The sequence below is a fragment of the Anaerocolumna chitinilytica genome (assembly GCF_014218355.1).
Taxonomy (GTDB): Bacteria; Bacillota; Clostridia; order Lachnospirales; family Lachnospiraceae; genus Anaerocolumna; species Anaerocolumna chitinilytica.
Map to the genome: position 1 here is coordinate 3,584,662 of NZ_AP023368.1, position 16,221 is coordinate 3,600,882.

A 16,221-nucleotide genomic window follows, 5' to 3' on the forward strand; every position below is an offset into this window, starting at 1 on the left:
AGGGTTTAGGAGATGGTTAAGTTGGACTGGCTATTATCATGAAGATAAGTATGTGACTGGAGTTTAATTCATGAATAGAGATTTTTGTCTATGGAAAAATAAAAATATTGAACATAAATGGTTCCGGTTGAAACGGTACTATTCCCTCAACGCTTCCATTTATGAAATGGAGCCTCATACCCATACTGAACTGGAAATCATGTATGTAACTTATGGGAAATGCGAAGTAACCTGTATTGACAGCCGTGGAAACACTATTAACTATATAATGAAAAAAGAAGATTATATCATAATAGATTCCGGTGTCTTTCATTCACTTAATGTGGAACGGGATGGTTTTTGCAGGATACTGAATATTGAAATTCTTTTGGAAGAAGCGGTTTCAGGCCTTCGTATCGGTAATTTCACGGCAAAATCCCCTGTACTTAGAACATTTTTAGATCGTGAGGATGACTTTTCATTTATGTCTGATAAGAACAATGAAATGTTATTTCTAATTCAAAATATTCAGTATTACGACATTTCTATAACCGATAAGGCCGAAGGTTCTCTGGCACAAAATCTGTACCTGGCTCAGTTTTTAATTCTCTTGGCAAGGCAGGCGGAAACCAGAGGCAAGACTTCAAGGGGTAATCGTTATGTTAAGAAGGTAAAGGAATATCTGGAACAAAATTATGAAAACGACATCCATATCAGCGATATAGCGAATTTGTTCGGAATCTCAGATGCGTATTTGCAGCGTACTTATAAGCAAACCGAAGGTGAAAGCATCATTCGTTCGCTGCATCGGATTAGGATGGAAAAGGCAAGTGTACTTTTAACAAACAGCAATCTTCCTATCGTAGATATCGCAATATCTGTTGGCATAAACAGCAGACAGCATTTTACACGAGTTTTTTATGAGGAATATGGCTGTTCGCCGAAGGATTATCGAAAAATGAAAGGTAATTCAGAAGTAAATGAAGGTTTTGAGATGTTTTTCTCAGCAAAAGAATCCTCACCAAAAGAATCTTTATAGTGCCGGATAAAAGAGGAGTAGGAGAAGCAAACAAAAGTTTACTTCTCCCGTATGAAAAAGTTTATGTCAGCAAGGTGGGGACCTTGTTATTACCTTAAGGCAGTATAACTTGTAATTGTGTATTTTGTTTGAAGACTTCATAAAAAAATTATTAACAGAATAAATTTTCTAATCCAGATGACTCCTGCGATACTCTCCGGGAGACATCTGAAAATATCTTCTAAAACACCTGGCAAAATAGTTATTATCAGAAAATCCACTTATTAGTGCAATCTCTGTAATTGTCCCTCCGGTATTTTTTAGAAGAGAGGCAGCATACAAAATCCTTAACTGAATTACATACTGCAGAGGGGTCATCTTATAGGTCTCTTTAAAGATACGTGAGAAATGTCGCTCTGACAAGCATGCTGCTTCCGCCATTTCCCCTACAGTTATATCTTTTTTAAAGTTCTTTTCAATATAAGAACCTGCATTTGCCACAAGCAAAGCCCCGGGATGCTCTGTCTTTTCCGGCATATGGTATCTTCTAGATAAAAGCACCACTACCTCCATAAAACAGGAGTGTATCATCTCCTTCCAGCCATCCTGCCTCTCCTGATACTCCTTCATCAGCTTATCGATAAGCAGCAAGATTTTTTGATAATCTTCTAATGACAGTTTCAACCTGTTTTTGAATTGGTATTCTCTTGAGATGTATGGTTCTAAGAAGAATAAAGCATGAAACCCAGGAGATTCTTTCAATTGGTACATATCTTCGAAAAAAAATTCAGGTCTGAACATAATATTACAGGGAATAAAATCATGGGAATTCTTAAATTCATGAACAGTATTGGGTCCGATGACAAATACATCCCCCTTGGAAACGGTATAGGCTTCGTTACCAACCACATGAGCCGCCGTACCATCCATAACAATAACCAGTTCTGTAAAATCCTGATGAACATGCTTAAAAAAATCACCGGAGTGATAACCATATTGAATAAAAAATGGGAAATTCCTGTCGTCATGAAAAAACTCAAGTTTCATTTCAAACATCGGGCTCACTCCTGTCTGTTTTATGCTAAAAATCGTCTTATATCTCATAGAAAATCAGAGAAAGAAATGCTATTTTAAGTATTATACGTGCGCTTATATGCTATGTCAATCACGTTCTACTGTTAGAATGTTCTATTTTAAGCGGACATTTGCACCCGGCAACTCCCAAAACCCAAAGATTTTGCACATTAGGGAGAGGCGTTTCGAGCAAAAAGTAAAGATTTATGCATTTCTAAAAATTACAGATTATGAGAAAGGTATGATTATCATAATGAAATTTCAAAATCCAATTATAAAAGGGTTTTATCCCGATCCCAGTGTTTGTTATGCCAATGGCACTTATTATCTGGTATGCAGTTCCATGCATTATTTCCCTGGAGTCCCATTATTTGAAAGCAAGGACCTGATAAACTGGAACCAGATTGGTCATTGTCTTACCAGAAGAAGACATATTGCGCTGGATAAGGTAAGCAGTTCCGGCGGAGTTTTCGCACCTACCATCCGTTACCATGAAAATCGTTTCTATATGACCACTACCAATGATACTACCCATCAGAACTTTTATGTCTGGACTGATGATATCTATGGTGAATGGTCCGAACCACTCTATGTAGATCAGGGCGGCATTGACCCCTCCCTCTATTTCGAGGCAGGTCATACCTATTTTATGAGTAATGGAACCGATGATAATGGTATCGGCGGTATTGTCCAATGCGAAATTAATATTTTGACGGGAGAAAAGCTTACTCCCAGCAGGAGTATCTGGCAAGGTTCAGGAGGGCGTTATCTGGAGGGACCACACCTGTATAAAATTAACGGCAGCTACTATCTCGTTGCAGCCGAAGGCGGTACAGAATATGGCCATATGGTAACTTATGCAAGAGGCAGCTCTCCCTATGGTCCCTTTACCAGTTATCCTTATAATCCGGTTTTAACTAACAGGAATCTCGGTGGATATCCCATTCAGGGAATTGGTCATGGTGATCTCATACAGGCTCCTGACGGAAGTTACTGGCTAATTCATCTTGGCTTCCGGCAAACAGGTCAGTGGTCTACCTTTCATCACCTGGGAAGAGAGGTTTTTCTTACTTCTGTAGAATTTAAAGAAGACGGCTGGTTTACTGCCGGTGACTGTGGAACAACAAAAGAATTTGTGGAGGTACCCTACTTAACAACCACTCAAGAAGTGAATTCACTGTACACATTTCATAACACCTCATTCAATACTGATTGGTGCTATTTAAGGCATCCTAACTATGATAATTATATTTTTACAGATAATAAGCTTACATTAACCGGTTCCAATATTTCTCTTAATGAAGCGGACTCCCCTTCATTTCTCGGTATAAGGCAGAAAGACTTTTCTGCCCGTATTACCTGTGAGGTTACCATTAATCATGGTGAAGCCGGCATTACTATCATGATGGATGAGAATCACCATTATGACCTGGCAATAAAAAAGATAGCTGAAAGCTATCATATAATACTTCGTCTATGTATTGGTAATATAAAATCCATTGAGAGTTCATTTCCTCTTGGTGACCTTAACACTGCCAAACTATATATAGAATCCGAAAATCAGAAGTACTCATTTTCTGTAATAACTTCAGAGGGTTTGCATACACTTGGAGATGGACTAACCCGCTATTTGTCCTCCGAAGTAGCAGGCGGGTTTACAGGGGTAATCATTGGGCTCTATGCATTCAGCGAGGAAGCCCCGAATTCCGCTGAATTTACTGAATTTAGCTGCCGCTATTTAACAGATTAAACATTTACCGGATTCATCCTCCTTCATCCCATAGTTATTCGTGATGAAGGAGTTTTTTTTCCAATCATGTTTTTTCCAGCATTTGATTGGTTTTTATACTACACCAATAATATGTGCAGCTATTGCGATAAGAATTAATATACCTGGAAAGATAGTAGCTGGAAAACCTTTATACTGCTCTTTCAAACGCTTTTTCAAAACTACAATACCAATAATATTTAGTATTTGACCTATTAACAAAAATAACGCTGTACGTAAGCCGATTTCCATTCCGTCTGCCTGAACAAAATACATAGTAATGACAGAATAGTATAATAAATCTCCTACACCGATTATCGGTTGGAGTCCAGCCTTACCCGCAACAGGAAGACATATAGACAAACGGGCTATACTTTTTGTACTGCTCATAAGCTTCGCATTTAATGTTCTTTTTCCATGTCTTGTAAAGCTCAAAACATCTATTACGGCAACACCTGCCAGGAATCCGATTAGAGAATCGATTGATATTGCAAGGTATTTTATCATAATATATGCTCCAATATTAGCAAATAAAAGGTTGAGTATATTGTTTACGTATAGGTTATTCCTGGTTAATTTTTTTCTCCATATGTACAATAACGCTATCAAGGTTACAGCAAACAAACTTAGCATTAAATTTGCCGGAAGATTATAGCTTACAAAGGTAAAAGCACTCACAATTAGGGTCATAACTATGATTAAACCATATTCAATTGCGTATTTATCATGTTTCGTCTTCATCAAAAATCTCCTTACCAAATAAATTACTTAAGTAAAATATTAATTACCGTTAAATGACAAATTGACCGGTGTTTCCGGCAAATCATAACTTAAATCTACATCTGTAGTGTTTACTGATTTGTCAACTTCCTCGAATTCCACTCCCGCCAGCCACATTCTTCCACTTCCGTTTAATAGTACACCTATATTTATGATAGAACTGTTCTCTGGAATATCAAGTACAACAGAATATTTCGTCCAATCAGTATCTCCTTTTATAGGGCGGTTCTGCATATTATCTATTCTTAAGATATTAGCAGTTGTGCTATTAATACGCATCCATAAGCCCCCCCACTCTTTTACCTCCTGGGACTTTACATACCCCGAGAAGCGAACTCTCTTACCGATATAATTCCTTGCTTTAAATTGCTGTAAAACCGTACAAAATGCTCCGGTTTCTAATATTTCAGACTTGTTTTTTATCATAATTGAATTTGCCCCATTGTAATTATTTTCATTATCAGGAGCTACACTATATAGTTTTGGCATGTTTCCGGTTATGATCCATCCGGGAATTACTTGATTATACATTACAACAGAAGTCTCCTTTCTCGTATTAATCACATTCATCATAGCTCTGCGATACTGACCGGGCGGAAGCGAATATTCCCTCTTAAAGGCATGAGTAAAAGCTTCTTGTGAATCAAACTGCAGCAAAACTGCTATATCCATAACATTTATCCCGGTTGTTAAAAGAAGCTCTGCCGCCTTAATCATACGCCTGGTTAAAATAAAATCCCGGATTCCAACCCCCAGCTCCTTCTTAAATATTCTAAGAAAGTGATACCTTGAAAATCCAGCTGCCTTCGCTATTTCATCAAGTGTCAGTTCATCACATAGATGCTGTTCAATAAATGTGATTGAATTTTGTACATTAGCAGAATAATCCATTTATTTCAACCTCCGGAAAATTATAACATAACGAATTGTTTAAAACCTGATTTTAATTGCTATTTCATAGAATAAACTAAATTTACCCAAATAGTATCCTAAATATGTGATAATGTCCAGCCTATTCTATTGTTACAGCCTAAAGAAGAATGAAATTTGTGTACCACCTATCTAATTATTATTCAATTCAAGCATTTCAGAAAATAAATTTTGTTAAGGTAGATATAAAAAAGGCTCACCTCTAAGGTGAGCCAAAAACAATGATAGGTTATTAATAGCAGGAACTGAAACTGCAGTATTTTAAAAGATGTCTACATAATTCACTAAAATGACTTGAACTAAAGTGGCATGAACTAAAATTAAAACACATAATTGTTATCCTCCTTGTAAGTTGCCTGTCTCTTAGTAACAAATTCATTGTAACACTTTTGTAACATTTATGTAATATATTATTAATGGGACCTAAGGTAACTTCTGGAATCGGTAATTCTTTATTAACATCCGTTATGCTACTTATATCTTACTGTATATTAGTGGATATTGTTTATGGTATAATATTTGATGACAAGTATGGAGAAAATCTGGGGGATAGTAGGAATGAAAATATCGAATTATAACCGTATAATTATTATAGGAAATAACGGCAGCGGAAAAAGCTTCCTGTCCAAAGAAATAGCTATTATCACGGGTCTGCCCCTCTTTCATCTGGATGTTTTATTTTGGCGACCCAACTGGGAAAAACCCTCTAAAGAGGAATGGGTAAAGAAACAGATAGAACTTACCTCCGCAGAGAAATGGATTATTGACGGCAATCATTCAGACACAATGGAGCTGCGTTATCAATCGGCTGACCTGATTATATTACTGGATATAAATCGTTTAATATGTATGTATAGTGTATTTATAAGAAACACCAAAAAGCGTTCGGATATGCCTTCCTATCTGAAAGAAAGATTTAATCGGGAATATTTCCATTTTTTAATGGGAGTATGGAATTATTCTAAAACACGTAAGCTTGCAATAATGGATCTACATAGAAAATATCCGGACAAACCGCTACTTGTTATAGACAGCAGAAGAAAAATGAATACCCTGTTAAAGGAATGGAGAACCTCTGCTGCAATACAATAATATTCGGAGGAATCATTGTTCTTACCGGTGAGCAGCTTATAAGCAGAAATACCAGAATGACAACAATTATAAATAAGAAAACCTTCTTATTCAAGCAGCATTCCTTCCTTCCGCATAAAAGTATTATAACTTCAGAATATCCATTAGGTTTATTCTGAAGTTATTCTGTCAATTTAATTAACTTTTTATACCTTTTATTTTCATAATATCAAAATTTCCTGAGTTCATTGCATTACGAACTCTTTCCCTTAATCTTGTCTTACAATTGTTGAAGGCTTTATCCTGCTACCCATTCTCTTATAACTCAGATTATCCCCATACAGTAATTTTACATAAATATCGAACAGAGTATTACCAACATTACTGATGCTCCGTTCTTTTGCAACTGCATAACCTTCTTCTGTTAGTGAAGGGACTTGCCCCTGTACTATCTGATAAATTAAGCTTTCGAATTCCGATAACTCTGTTCCTTTATATACCTGCACTCTATCTGCAAGCCAATATTTATAGATTGGGATATCCCTTATCAGGATCGGAATTTTCATAGCCAAAGCTTCCAGTAAAACAATACCTTCTGTTTCTTCATGAGTCAGAAATAAGAATAAATCGCTGCCGTTATATGCCTCCCTTAATTCCTCAGAAGTAATGTAACCCGGAAAATGGAGATTAGGCAGCTTCATCTCTACAATGTTTTTTATTTTATCCGGTACTAAATTCAGGTTCGTGTAACCAAACCAAACAAATTGATATTCCGGCATTCTGGCCGCTAATTCTGCAAAATCTTCAATACCCTTCCGTTCGATATAGTGGCCGGCTGATATAATAACCTTATCGTCTTTTGAAAAATGATACTTTTCGCGAAACGCAGCTTTCCCTTTGGCATCCTGTTGATAAAAATCCAAGTCAATACCATTTGTCAGAAAGATAATCTCTTTTGATATAGCATACTCTTCAAGCAACTGCTTTGAATATTCTGTCGGTGTAATAATCAAATCACCAAGATTATAGCAAAACTCAATCCATTTCTTGAATATTCCGGCTAACATATTGGAACCTTTAAACGAATTTTTAAAATCTTCCATGGTTGAGTGTGCATAATATATAACTCTTTTTCTCATTAGCTTCGCAACCAATGCTATCAGCACAGAATCAGGAAATATCGTATTTATCTGTACGATATCACAATCCATATTGAATTTTGTTGTGTATTCAATTCCTTTTTGTTCCAGTGCAGATTTCTGATGCTCGAAAGCTTTACCTATACCGCTTTTTGATAATAATTTCATACAACCACTATATAACCATATTTTCATATTTAGCTCCCATCTGCGTGCTTTAGCACGCGTACAAAATCAGGGGGAATGAAAGATTTATCTTTCACTCTTACCCCTTTCAATCCATAACGGATAAAACGTTCTATTTTTCACAAGCTTTTCCATCTATGTACTTACCAGCATGTTTGGAGCCGTTACGTTTATTTCATCATAGGAATAACCGTGTCTATAAGCCTTGTAAAGACTAGATTCAAACCCATGGAATAAGCAGCAATGGCAAAGGGTTTACCTGTAAGGATTATTGTAACGAACTTACGAGCTGATATTTTCGTTATACCCGCCAGATAGCATAGAAAATCATCCGGGGCAACGGGCAGAAATATCGCTATTGCAAACCATCTATCGAATCTTTCACTGTTAAGCCAAGAGCCATACTTTTGCATTAATGCAGGTTTTGTAATCTTCCCAACAAATGGCAGGCCGTATCGCCTGGACAAAAGAAATGCAATGATGGAGCCCAGACAGATTCCGATATAATTGTATAGAAAACCTTTTACTGCTCCGAATATAATAACACCGGCAAGACATCCCAGTGCCCCAGGTATGATAGGAATTATCACCTGGACTGCCTGAATAAGAATAAATATAATATCTGCCCATATGCCAAATCGGCCTAAAAAGTTTTGCAGGGCTTCTGTAGAAACAAATAATTTGGATTTATATCCATAAAATATAAATGCAATGGTCAATATTAGTCCGAATACGGTTATGCTATCTAAACCGCTAATCCTTCTTTTCTCCATATGTCCTCCTATTGTTAACGCGGTTCTATAAATCCCATGTATTCCTTCACTTGGCTTTCCATGTTTCATCATTGTAACAGTAAATAATAAAAGGAACCGCTATATAAAAGCAAAGATTTTCTAAAGATTTCGTATAAAAAAGATAAATGTTTATTCGGTGTTATTATGGAAGCTAATTTCCATCCAACTCACCATTACATTACAAATACCGCTGATTTGATAGGTAACTACCTATCAAGAGAATTTAAAGCAATAAGATAAAAAGAAAGACTTAAAAAATGCTGCCTGAGCAGGAAGATAACAGGCAGTAAAATAAAGAAGGTATTCATGCCCCTATATCGGAAATTTCAGAGAGTATATAAAATATTACCTAGTAAAAGCTTAACCGATATGCCTGCAAGCAATTTACCAGTCATAATAAAATGGAATGCCCTCCAATAACCAAGGCATTCCACTTATAATTTAGGTATGTATTTATTATTTTAACTTATTAACCTTTCGACTTAATATATTCAATAGCTTCTTTGCCGGTAATATGCTCTATATCAATCGCTATCAGATAAGCATGAGCTCCGCCATCAGCCATAGCTTTCAATTTTCCTTCTTCCGGCTGATCACCGGAATATTTATTTACCAGTGCCTTAAACCCTTCCACCCATTCTTCTCCTTCCACTATTCTTGCCTTACCAAAGGCAATAGCGCTACGGAAATAAGTGGTGTATTCTTCACTTACTATTGTGTCTTCATCAACTACTGTAAAAGATACCTTAGGGTTCTTTATAATAGCATCTATTTTATGTCCCGCTTTTGCTGAATGGAAATAAATCTTATCATTGAAATATACATAGCTTAAGGGAACGGCGTAAGGGTACTCTTCATCACCTAAACATGCCAGAACACCGTTGGTACATCTTTTCATTACCGCAACAGTGTCTTCCATTGATAGTAATTGCTTGATTCTTCTCATATCTCTAAACATCACTAATCCCTCACTTTCATCAAATAATCATAAAAATTAATATTGTCTACTATATCATATTTTTATAATAATGCAAAGCCATTCCAGTAAACATTAAAAATATGATAAAACATCCATCCTTTTCAGCCAGTAAGTCTGTTCACAGTTTTTTCAAAAGCTTGTCATACCCTGTACACATTTAAACCGTATACTATGGTTGTACGGTGAAACACACCTCATAAACTTAAGGTTCCCCCACCTTAATAACTTTTTTTCATAAAGGAGGAATACAATTTTGTATTCCTCCTCTCCTCATTTTATTTAAGCTTTTTCTTATATTTTTACTCAACTCCTTCCTTTTCCTGTTTAACTGCTTCTGATTTACTTATACAAACTTTAATTACAGTACCTCTATCTATTATTCCTTATACATTAAGTCAATTGCTTTATTTCCATAATATCTGTTCTGATGTGAGCAGTTACTGAAGGTATTGCAGATTTGTCCGGATATGCTAAAATATATTTACTGCTGGTTATATACCAATGATTAATTTCATTTTTATCATCCGCAAAAAGAAAATATCCGATTATTCAAAGATGTGATATATGGAGGTTTAACTCATGATTCGAGATACACGACTGGCAATTCTTGAGACAGCAAAAAGATTATTTAATGAGTGGGGTTACAACAATGTTTCAACACGTGATTTGGCTGATGAATTAAACATCAGCAAGGGAAATCTTACCTACTACTTTAAGAAAAAAGAGGAAATCATAGAAACCCTTCTTACGGAAAGCCCACATACCTGTGTTTCAAAACCCCCGGAAAATCTTAAGGAATTAAATGAATTTTTCAACGATATTCAAAAGGGTGTACAAGAAAATGCATTTTATTACTGGCACTACACACAGCTTCCACAGGTTTCTCCCAAGATAAGGGAAATACAGAATGAAGTCCTGCAGAAATACATTGAGTTTATGACACAGGCATTTAGAATACTCGCTTACGAAGGAATTCTTAGAGAAGAGAATTCTCCTGGAGAGTATGACCGGATTATTGATGTATTACTGATAACCAGTATTTACTGGGTACCTTTTTACAAATTAAAAGGAAATGAAACTTCTAATAATTTTTCATTTCTTGCATGGGGAATACTTAGTTCTTTCCTTACAGCCAAGGGACAAAATGAATATCAAACAATTAAAAAAAATATACATTAAAGTAAAACTACGGATAACTTAACCTGTCTGTTTTGAGAAATCTCCGGAAATAAAGGCTCTAAAGGTCTGATAGGAACATCCATAAAAAATGGGCTGTAAAACAACCAGCCCATTGTACTTACTTCAATTACTTTTAAGGTACCTGACACCTTAGCTCTTCTTGCTATTTTGATAATTATCCCCTTGGAGCCCAAATACAGCACGAGCACTCTCAGCCTGAGGATCATGTTTGATATTCTTGGAATGAAAGGTTCCGTCTTCTTTCTTATTGTTCTTTGTACTTTTCATTTTGTTGCTTGCCATCATCTAACCTCCTAGTAAACTTAACTGACTTCACATACATTAGTATAACAAACATCCTTAAAACTAATGCATATATTAAAATTGAATTACCCAAATATTTGTCAGCGTTTACTTCAATTACAGAATTATTTTTTCATTAATTCCTGCAATTTTATATAAGGATTATGATATCTTTTTTTTCCTGCAGATAAGTTCATATATTCTATTGCATTATTGGGGCAATTATTAATACATGCAAAACACTGTTCACAATGATGATGCCATTTAGGGATACCATTCTTTAAGGTTATATTATCCACCGGACAGACTTTTTCACAAATACCACAACTAATACAAGCATCTGTAGACTTAAATGATAAGTCCATAACCGGAATAAGTATCGATAAAAACCGATTTAAAATTCCCGTTTTTACAATGCAGTCTTTTCTGGTACCTCTATCCAAGGGCAGAATTTCTTCTGCCTGAATTGCGGTTGCAATTTCGTCAACTTTCTGATCCGCTTCTTCAATAATATGTAATACTTCATCCTCCTCCAAAGTAAACTCAACTATAAAGTTTGACGGAGTTTTTACTGAAAAGCCTGCTGAAAGATATAACCCTTTTGACTTAAGCTTTTTATCAAGTAAAACCAGCGTTCCGGCAACAGTCCCACCATTCGCTGCAATGGCTACGATATACTTATTCTTCATCTGCTTTGCAAACTTTTTGATAAAATAATTAACAATACGTGGTAACCCAAACATATAAACCGGAAAGACAAGTACAATAATTTCACTATCAGATATAACTCCTGACCTGATTGCTGCGGCCATTGGTATAATCTCAGCATCTTTTAATCTTAAAGCCAATTCCTTTGATATCTTAAGTGAATTACCGGTTCCCGTAAAATAGAATATATTGACTCTCATACTATCCTCCCTCATCATACCATTATCTTAGTCAAATTTATTAACTATTGTAGTTAATAGGTTCACCAAAGACTCTATATCTTGTTCACTTTCAAGAAGCGATAAAATCCTATACCATATCTGTCTTTCTTCTCTTTCATGTTCGGCATTAATCTTTTCACCTTCTTCTGTGAGTTCCAATCCATAAGAATGCCGATTCTTTTTACTTACAGTACGGATAATAAGATTTTTATGTTCGAGCCTGTCAATTGCGCTGGTTAGTGTACTCCCTGGTATTTCTAGTGAATTGCTGACTTCCTTTAATATAATATCAGGTTTCTCATGGACAATCTTAATTACACTAAGTTCTGTGCTGGTTATACCTTGCGGATACAGGGCACACAAATCAGTCTGATACTTTTTATAGTGTTTTAATGCTGTATGGACAAGAGATACAAGTTGGTCAACGTATTCTTGTTTAATTTCGTTCATAATTATTCTCCTATTGTATTATTAAATAACCATATCGAATATATTCGATATCGAATTTTAATTTTCTTTATTGTATCTCTATCGTGTTAATATGTCAATATATAATTGGATTTGTAACTGATTCTACTAGATGCCAGATGTAAATTAGTTCAAAGTAAGCAAAGACTAGTAGTAGTTAGATTTTGATACTTGTTGTAAAGAAAAAGACCTAGAGTAATTTCCGGGTCTTTTAATTATATATTAATTATCTGAAGAAATTGCAGATGAAAAAGGCTATCGGATTAATTGGAATAGCGCCATTAAAATACTCTAATCATTAAATCTAAAACTAATTTATTAATCTTTACAAGCGTTTTTAGCATAAAGATAACTGTAAAGGATTCCATGTCTAATTTCATCTGTAATGATTTCCGTCATTATGTTAATATGAACACGATCCTGCATAGCATAAAGGATTTTACGATACTTTTTTACGGCATTCTGCTCCCCCTGTAAGGCTCGAGCCAATCCTTCACAATAACTCTCCGGAGAAACAAACTGTTTGCGCTGAACCTGACTGGACATCATTCCAGTTAGTTCATAGAACAGTTGATTAAATAAAGTAAAGTGATCTTTTTCATCGTCACGAATTCCAATTATTATATCTCTATCTTCAAATGAAGAAGTCATACCTAACAGCCATGCATAAAACAATCTATCATCAGCCTCACCTGCAAGAGCCTCACTTATTTCATTAAGTGCATTTTGTAAATTTTGTGGGTAGGTGAATATGCCATCAGATTGTGGTTGAGTTCTTGTTGTATCTGATGTTGGCATATTGGGAGAAACTTGACCATAATAATCATAGTCCTTGCTGTTATTATTATAGTACATTATATCAACCTCTAAAAATATACTTTTATTATTATACGTTCATTTGTTAGGACTGTGTTATATAATTGAGTAATAATTACGAAAAACTATTTCTCGTGAACATGATATTTCCCCAGATTTATCGTTTTATGGTATAGTCATATATGACTATATACCTTCTATTTATTGACATTTAATATTATTTATCCCATAATCATTACATAAAATTACATTGGGGGATATATGAAAAGATTTTCAATATTATTAATTCTTCTTTTAACTATTTCTTTGATTGAACCAACTCAAACCGTAAATGCTGCATCTGCTAAATTAAACAAAACTAATGCCACTATGTCTGTTGGTAAATTTCTAACATTAAAGCTCACTGGAACCTTAGAAGTCCCTGAATGGTCAAGTAGTAACAAGTTAATAGCTACGGTTAATAGCAAGGGTGTCGTTAAAGCTATAAAAAAGGGGCACGTTATTATTACAGCCACATTAGACAATAACGAATATATCTGTAAATTAATAGTTACCGAAAAACTGATAAACGTAACAGTTGATGCCTATTATTATTTTGATGGAGTTGGTTATATTAATTATTTAGCAGGTAGTGGGATAAAGTGTACGGTAACTGATGATGGATTGACTTTTACCATGACGCCTTCTCAACAAAAAGCTTTACTTGAATATTTACAAGATGCATTTGATAAACGATTCTTATCTGAATGTCCTACATATTACATCTCCATAGATCGAAATGATAGTTTTACAACTTTCATAGCGAGGGTTGATGCTGCTAAATTCAAGTCTAATAAGGACTCTGATGCAGATTCTGATACTGTGTTTTTAAATCTTCTAAGTTACAGTATGGGTTATCAGAATTTTACAGGTGCTAAGAAAATGGCATTTTCCTTTAAAATAGTAGATAACAAAACTGGAAAGACACTAAAAACTGTTGTACCTTAATATTTCAATATCGAAAAGAAGTTTTAAAAGTTCTCACATTCCCTCGGTACGTTAACCTAGGGAATTTTCTTTCATACCTCTTAGATCGACATTTATGGGTTATGCGGTGATTGACAAATACTTCTCCATGTATGATAATTAAGGTATTATTTTACATAGGAGGAAATATTTATAATGAAGAAGTTTATATGTTTGTTTATGGTTTTGGCACTTATATTAACACTCGCGGAACCTGCACAGAGCGTGAACGCAGCGACGATAAAATTAAACTATACTAAGGAAAAGGTAGTAAAAGGGGATTATCTATATTTAAAAGTATTAGGTACTAAAAGCAAGATTAAATGGAGTGTTGAGGATTATTCTATTGCTAGTATAACAAAAAAAGGAAGAGCAGAGGGTATCAAAATCGGTACGACTAATATAGTTGCAAAAGTAGGAAAGAAAACCTTTAAATGCAAGATTACGGTCGTTCCAAAGCCATATCCAGGTTACGTAACAGATTCTGCTCGTGAAAAAGCATTAGCTGAAAGAGATTATCTTGATAACTTTGAAAACGAAGGAAGTGATGATGTAGAAATTGTCACCGAACCTACAAATGACTCTAGTGAAGATTCCGGCGAAGATGCCGAGTCAAGAATAGAGAAAATGTTAAAGTATGGATTTTCTAATAGTGAAATCTTGAACAAACCTATAGGCAAACAATACATGAAATTCTGCGACACCTGGGTCAGCGAATATGAGTTAGATAATTATGACGCAAGTGTTGTCATGTCTGAATCTGATAATAAACTATATATATTATTTGATACAGATAATAAAATTGTTCTTGAAAATGTCCCTGCAAAATTAGAACCTGGTACTATATATACAATATCAGATATAACATTTCAATATCTTAAAGATTTTACTTATGGTAATGATAAGTTTGCAGTAAATCAATTTTATTTTGATCGTCAATCATTGATAAATAAAGGACTTCTCAAATAATTTAGTAATGAAATTTCCCGGAAGTCACTTGATATGCTCCCTTATAGTAGATAATGATTTTACTTATAATAAAGGCACTTACTAGTGTAAGTGCCAATTTCTTAGAAAAGGTCTTTAACCAAAGTTTTATAACATTTATCATCAACATCAATCAAAGCTTTAGTTCCATCATGAAATTGTAATGCGATTTGATATTGACCTTTGTTCTTAGCAGATATACTTGCTAACAAACCCACTGGTCCTAACAATGCCCCACCAACAATGCCTCTTGTTATACCGCTTGCTGCAGATTTACGAATATCCTCTGTAATAATTTCATATGATTCTACATTTTGCTTATTCAGAGCAACTTGCTTTGTAAACCCTTTTCCTAAAACATAGCCCTTGGGTCCTTTAACTACTGAATAACCTTCATAATCTCCTGCTATAACCTTATTCACTGCACTACCTCCTTTTGATATATTATACCAAAGTTGTCGGTTTATGTAAAATTAAATTGTATAAAAATACCACCTACCGCTAAGATAGATGGTCTATTTAAACTCTTTTCCCTCTTTATAGGCTTGTATTTATACACAAAGCCTTCAGCTGAAACAAATCCTTCAATATCTCCGATAAATCGGCCGCAAGTAATTCTTGTACATATTTCACATAATCACTTTCTGTCATATTCTCATATTGATGTAAATGTTTCTCTATGTGTCTTGCAAGATAAAAAGGCGGCCAATGCTTTGGATGATCTATTAATAAAAAAAGTTTAGTCACAATACCGGGACATAAAAAAGTGCCTCGGTATTTTATTATTGCAAGTAGTTATAAAATAGTCACAATCTG

Annotated in this window: 18 protein-coding genes; 6 read left to right on the forward strand and 12 right to left on the reverse strand. The window is 34.8% G+C overall.

Annotation, left to right across the window (positions count from 1 at the left end):
- The first annotated feature begins 70 nt into the window (after positions 1 to 70).
- Positions 71 to 1,018, forward strand: coding sequence for an AraC family transcriptional regulator (locus bsdcttw_RS15630; protein ID WP_185255777.1), 948 nt, complete (start codon positions 71 to 73; stop codon positions 1,016 to 1,018).
- Between the two features lie 168 nt (positions 1,019 to 1,186).
- On the opposite strand, the gene bsdcttw_RS15635 is transcribed toward bsdcttw_RS15630, so the two are convergent.
- On the reverse strand, positions 1,187 to 2,053 hold the full coding sequence (locus bsdcttw_RS15635) for an AraC family transcriptional regulator (RefSeq protein ID WP_185255778.1): 867 nt from the start codon (positions 2,051 to 2,053) through the stop codon (positions 1,187 to 1,189).
- Positions 2,054 to 2,312: 259 nt separating this feature from the next.
- Here bsdcttw_RS15635 and bsdcttw_RS15640 point away from each other — a divergent pair, with 259 nt between their 5' ends.
- Positions 2,313 to 3,821: a glycoside hydrolase family 43 protein gene (locus tag bsdcttw_RS15640; RefSeq protein ID WP_225903677.1), complete on the forward strand. Its 1,509-nt coding sequence runs from the start codon at positions 2,313 to 2,315 to the stop codon at positions 3,819 to 3,821.
- 93 nt (positions 3,822 to 3,914) lie between these two features.
- On the opposite strand, the gene bsdcttw_RS15645 is transcribed toward bsdcttw_RS15640, so the two are convergent.
- Positions 3,915 to 4,580, reverse strand: coding sequence for a hypothetical protein (locus tag bsdcttw_RS15645; RefSeq protein WP_185255780.1), 666 nt, complete (start codon positions 4,578 to 4,580; stop codon positions 3,915 to 3,917).
- 39 nt (positions 4,581 to 4,619) lie between these two features.
- Positions 4,620 to 5,510, reverse strand: coding sequence for a helix-turn-helix domain-containing protein (locus bsdcttw_RS15650; RefSeq protein WP_185255781.1), 891 nt, complete (start codon positions 5,508 to 5,510; stop codon positions 4,620 to 4,622).
- 597 nt (positions 5,511 to 6,107) lie between these two features.
- On the opposite strand from bsdcttw_RS15650, the gene bsdcttw_RS15655 reads away from it, so the two are divergent.
- On the forward strand, positions 6,108 to 6,641 hold the full coding sequence (locus bsdcttw_RS15655; protein ID WP_185255782.1) for a P-loop NTPase family protein: 534 nt from the start codon (positions 6,108 to 6,110) through the stop codon (positions 6,639 to 6,641).
- A 248-nt stretch (positions 6,642 to 6,889) separates the two neighbouring features.
- Here the strand turns inward: bsdcttw_RS15655 and bsdcttw_RS15660 are convergent, their stop codons facing one another.
- The 3 genes from bsdcttw_RS15660 to bsdcttw_RS15670 all read right to left on the reverse strand — a co-directional run bounded on the left by bsdcttw_RS15660 (position 6,890) and on the right by bsdcttw_RS15670 (position 9,697).
- A complete protein-coding gene (locus bsdcttw_RS15660; RefSeq protein WP_185255783.1) occupies positions 6,890 to 7,954 on the reverse strand; it encodes a glycosyltransferase family 4 protein in 1,065 nt (354 codons plus the stop codon).
- Between the two features lie 161 nt (positions 7,955 to 8,115).
- On the reverse strand, positions 8,116 to 8,718 hold the full coding sequence (locus tag bsdcttw_RS15665; protein ID WP_185255784.1) for a TVP38/TMEM64 family protein: 603 nt from the start codon (positions 8,716 to 8,718) through the stop codon (positions 8,116 to 8,118).
- A 490-nt stretch (positions 8,719 to 9,208) separates the two neighbouring features.
- On the reverse strand, positions 9,209 to 9,697 hold the full coding sequence (locus bsdcttw_RS15670; protein ID WP_185255785.1) for a pyridoxamine 5'-phosphate oxidase family protein: 489 nt from the start codon (positions 9,695 to 9,697) through the stop codon (positions 9,209 to 9,211).
- A gap of 600 nt (positions 9,698 to 10,297) precedes the next feature.
- Between bsdcttw_RS15670 and bsdcttw_RS15675 the strand changes: the two genes are divergently transcribed.
- Positions 10,298 to 10,897, forward strand: a complete 600-nt coding sequence (locus tag bsdcttw_RS15675; protein WP_185255786.1) for a TetR/AcrR family transcriptional regulator — start codon at positions 10,298 to 10,300, stop codon at positions 10,895 to 10,897.
- Here the strand turns inward: bsdcttw_RS15675 and bsdcttw_RS15680 are convergent.
- From bsdcttw_RS15680 to bsdcttw_RS15700, 5 genes are all read right to left on the reverse strand, one after another.
- Positions 10,894 to 11,046 (reverse strand): hypothetical protein, encoded by a 153-nt coding sequence (locus tag bsdcttw_RS15680; protein ID WP_185255787.1) that lies wholly within the window; start codon positions 11,044 to 11,046, stop codon positions 10,894 to 10,896. The genes bsdcttw_RS15675 and bsdcttw_RS15680 overlap by 4 nt on opposite strands.
- Before the next feature lies 1 nt (position 11,047).
- Positions 11,048 to 11,200, reverse strand: a complete 153-nt coding sequence (locus bsdcttw_RS15685; RefSeq protein ID WP_185255788.1) for a CPC_1213 family protein — start codon at positions 11,198 to 11,200, stop codon at positions 11,048 to 11,050.
- Positions 11,201 to 11,325: 125 nt separating this feature from the next.
- The gene (locus tag bsdcttw_RS15690) at positions 11,326 to 12,108 is read right to left on the reverse strand and encodes an EFR1 family ferrodoxin (protein WP_185255789.1); all 783 of its coding nucleotides are present in this window, start codon (positions 12,106 to 12,108) and stop codon (positions 11,326 to 11,328) included.
- A 27-nt stretch (positions 12,109 to 12,135) separates the two neighbouring features.
- Positions 12,136 to 12,579, reverse strand: coding sequence for a MarR family winged helix-turn-helix transcriptional regulator (locus bsdcttw_RS15695; protein WP_185255790.1), 444 nt, complete (start codon positions 12,577 to 12,579; stop codon positions 12,136 to 12,138).
- Between the two features lie 336 nt (positions 12,580 to 12,915).
- Positions 12,916 to 13,452, reverse strand: a complete 537-nt coding sequence (locus bsdcttw_RS15700; protein WP_185255791.1) for a ferritin-like domain-containing protein — start codon at positions 13,450 to 13,452, stop codon at positions 12,916 to 12,918.
- Positions 13,453 to 13,674: 222 nt separating this feature from the next.
- On the opposite strand from bsdcttw_RS15700, the gene bsdcttw_RS15705 reads away from it, so the two are divergent.
- Both bsdcttw_RS15705 and bsdcttw_RS15710 read left to right on the forward strand, forming a co-directional pair.
- On the forward strand, positions 13,675 to 14,400 hold the full coding sequence (locus bsdcttw_RS15705) for an Ig-like domain-containing protein (protein WP_185255792.1): 726 nt from the start codon (positions 13,675 to 13,677) through the stop codon (positions 14,398 to 14,400).
- A 174-nt stretch (positions 14,401 to 14,574) separates the two neighbouring features.
- Complete coding sequence (locus bsdcttw_RS15710) at positions 14,575 to 15,387, forward strand: Ig-like domain-containing protein (RefSeq protein ID WP_185255793.1); 813 nt, start codon at positions 14,575 to 14,577, stop codon at positions 15,385 to 15,387.
- A 101-nt stretch (positions 15,388 to 15,488) separates the two neighbouring features.
- Here the strand turns inward: bsdcttw_RS15710 and bsdcttw_RS15715 are convergent, their stop codons facing one another.
- Entirely contained in the window at positions 15,489 to 15,827 is a 339-nt protein-coding gene (locus bsdcttw_RS15715) for a hypothetical protein (RefSeq protein ID WP_225903678.1), read from the reverse strand.
- Positions 15,828 to 16,221 lie beyond the last annotated feature (394 nt).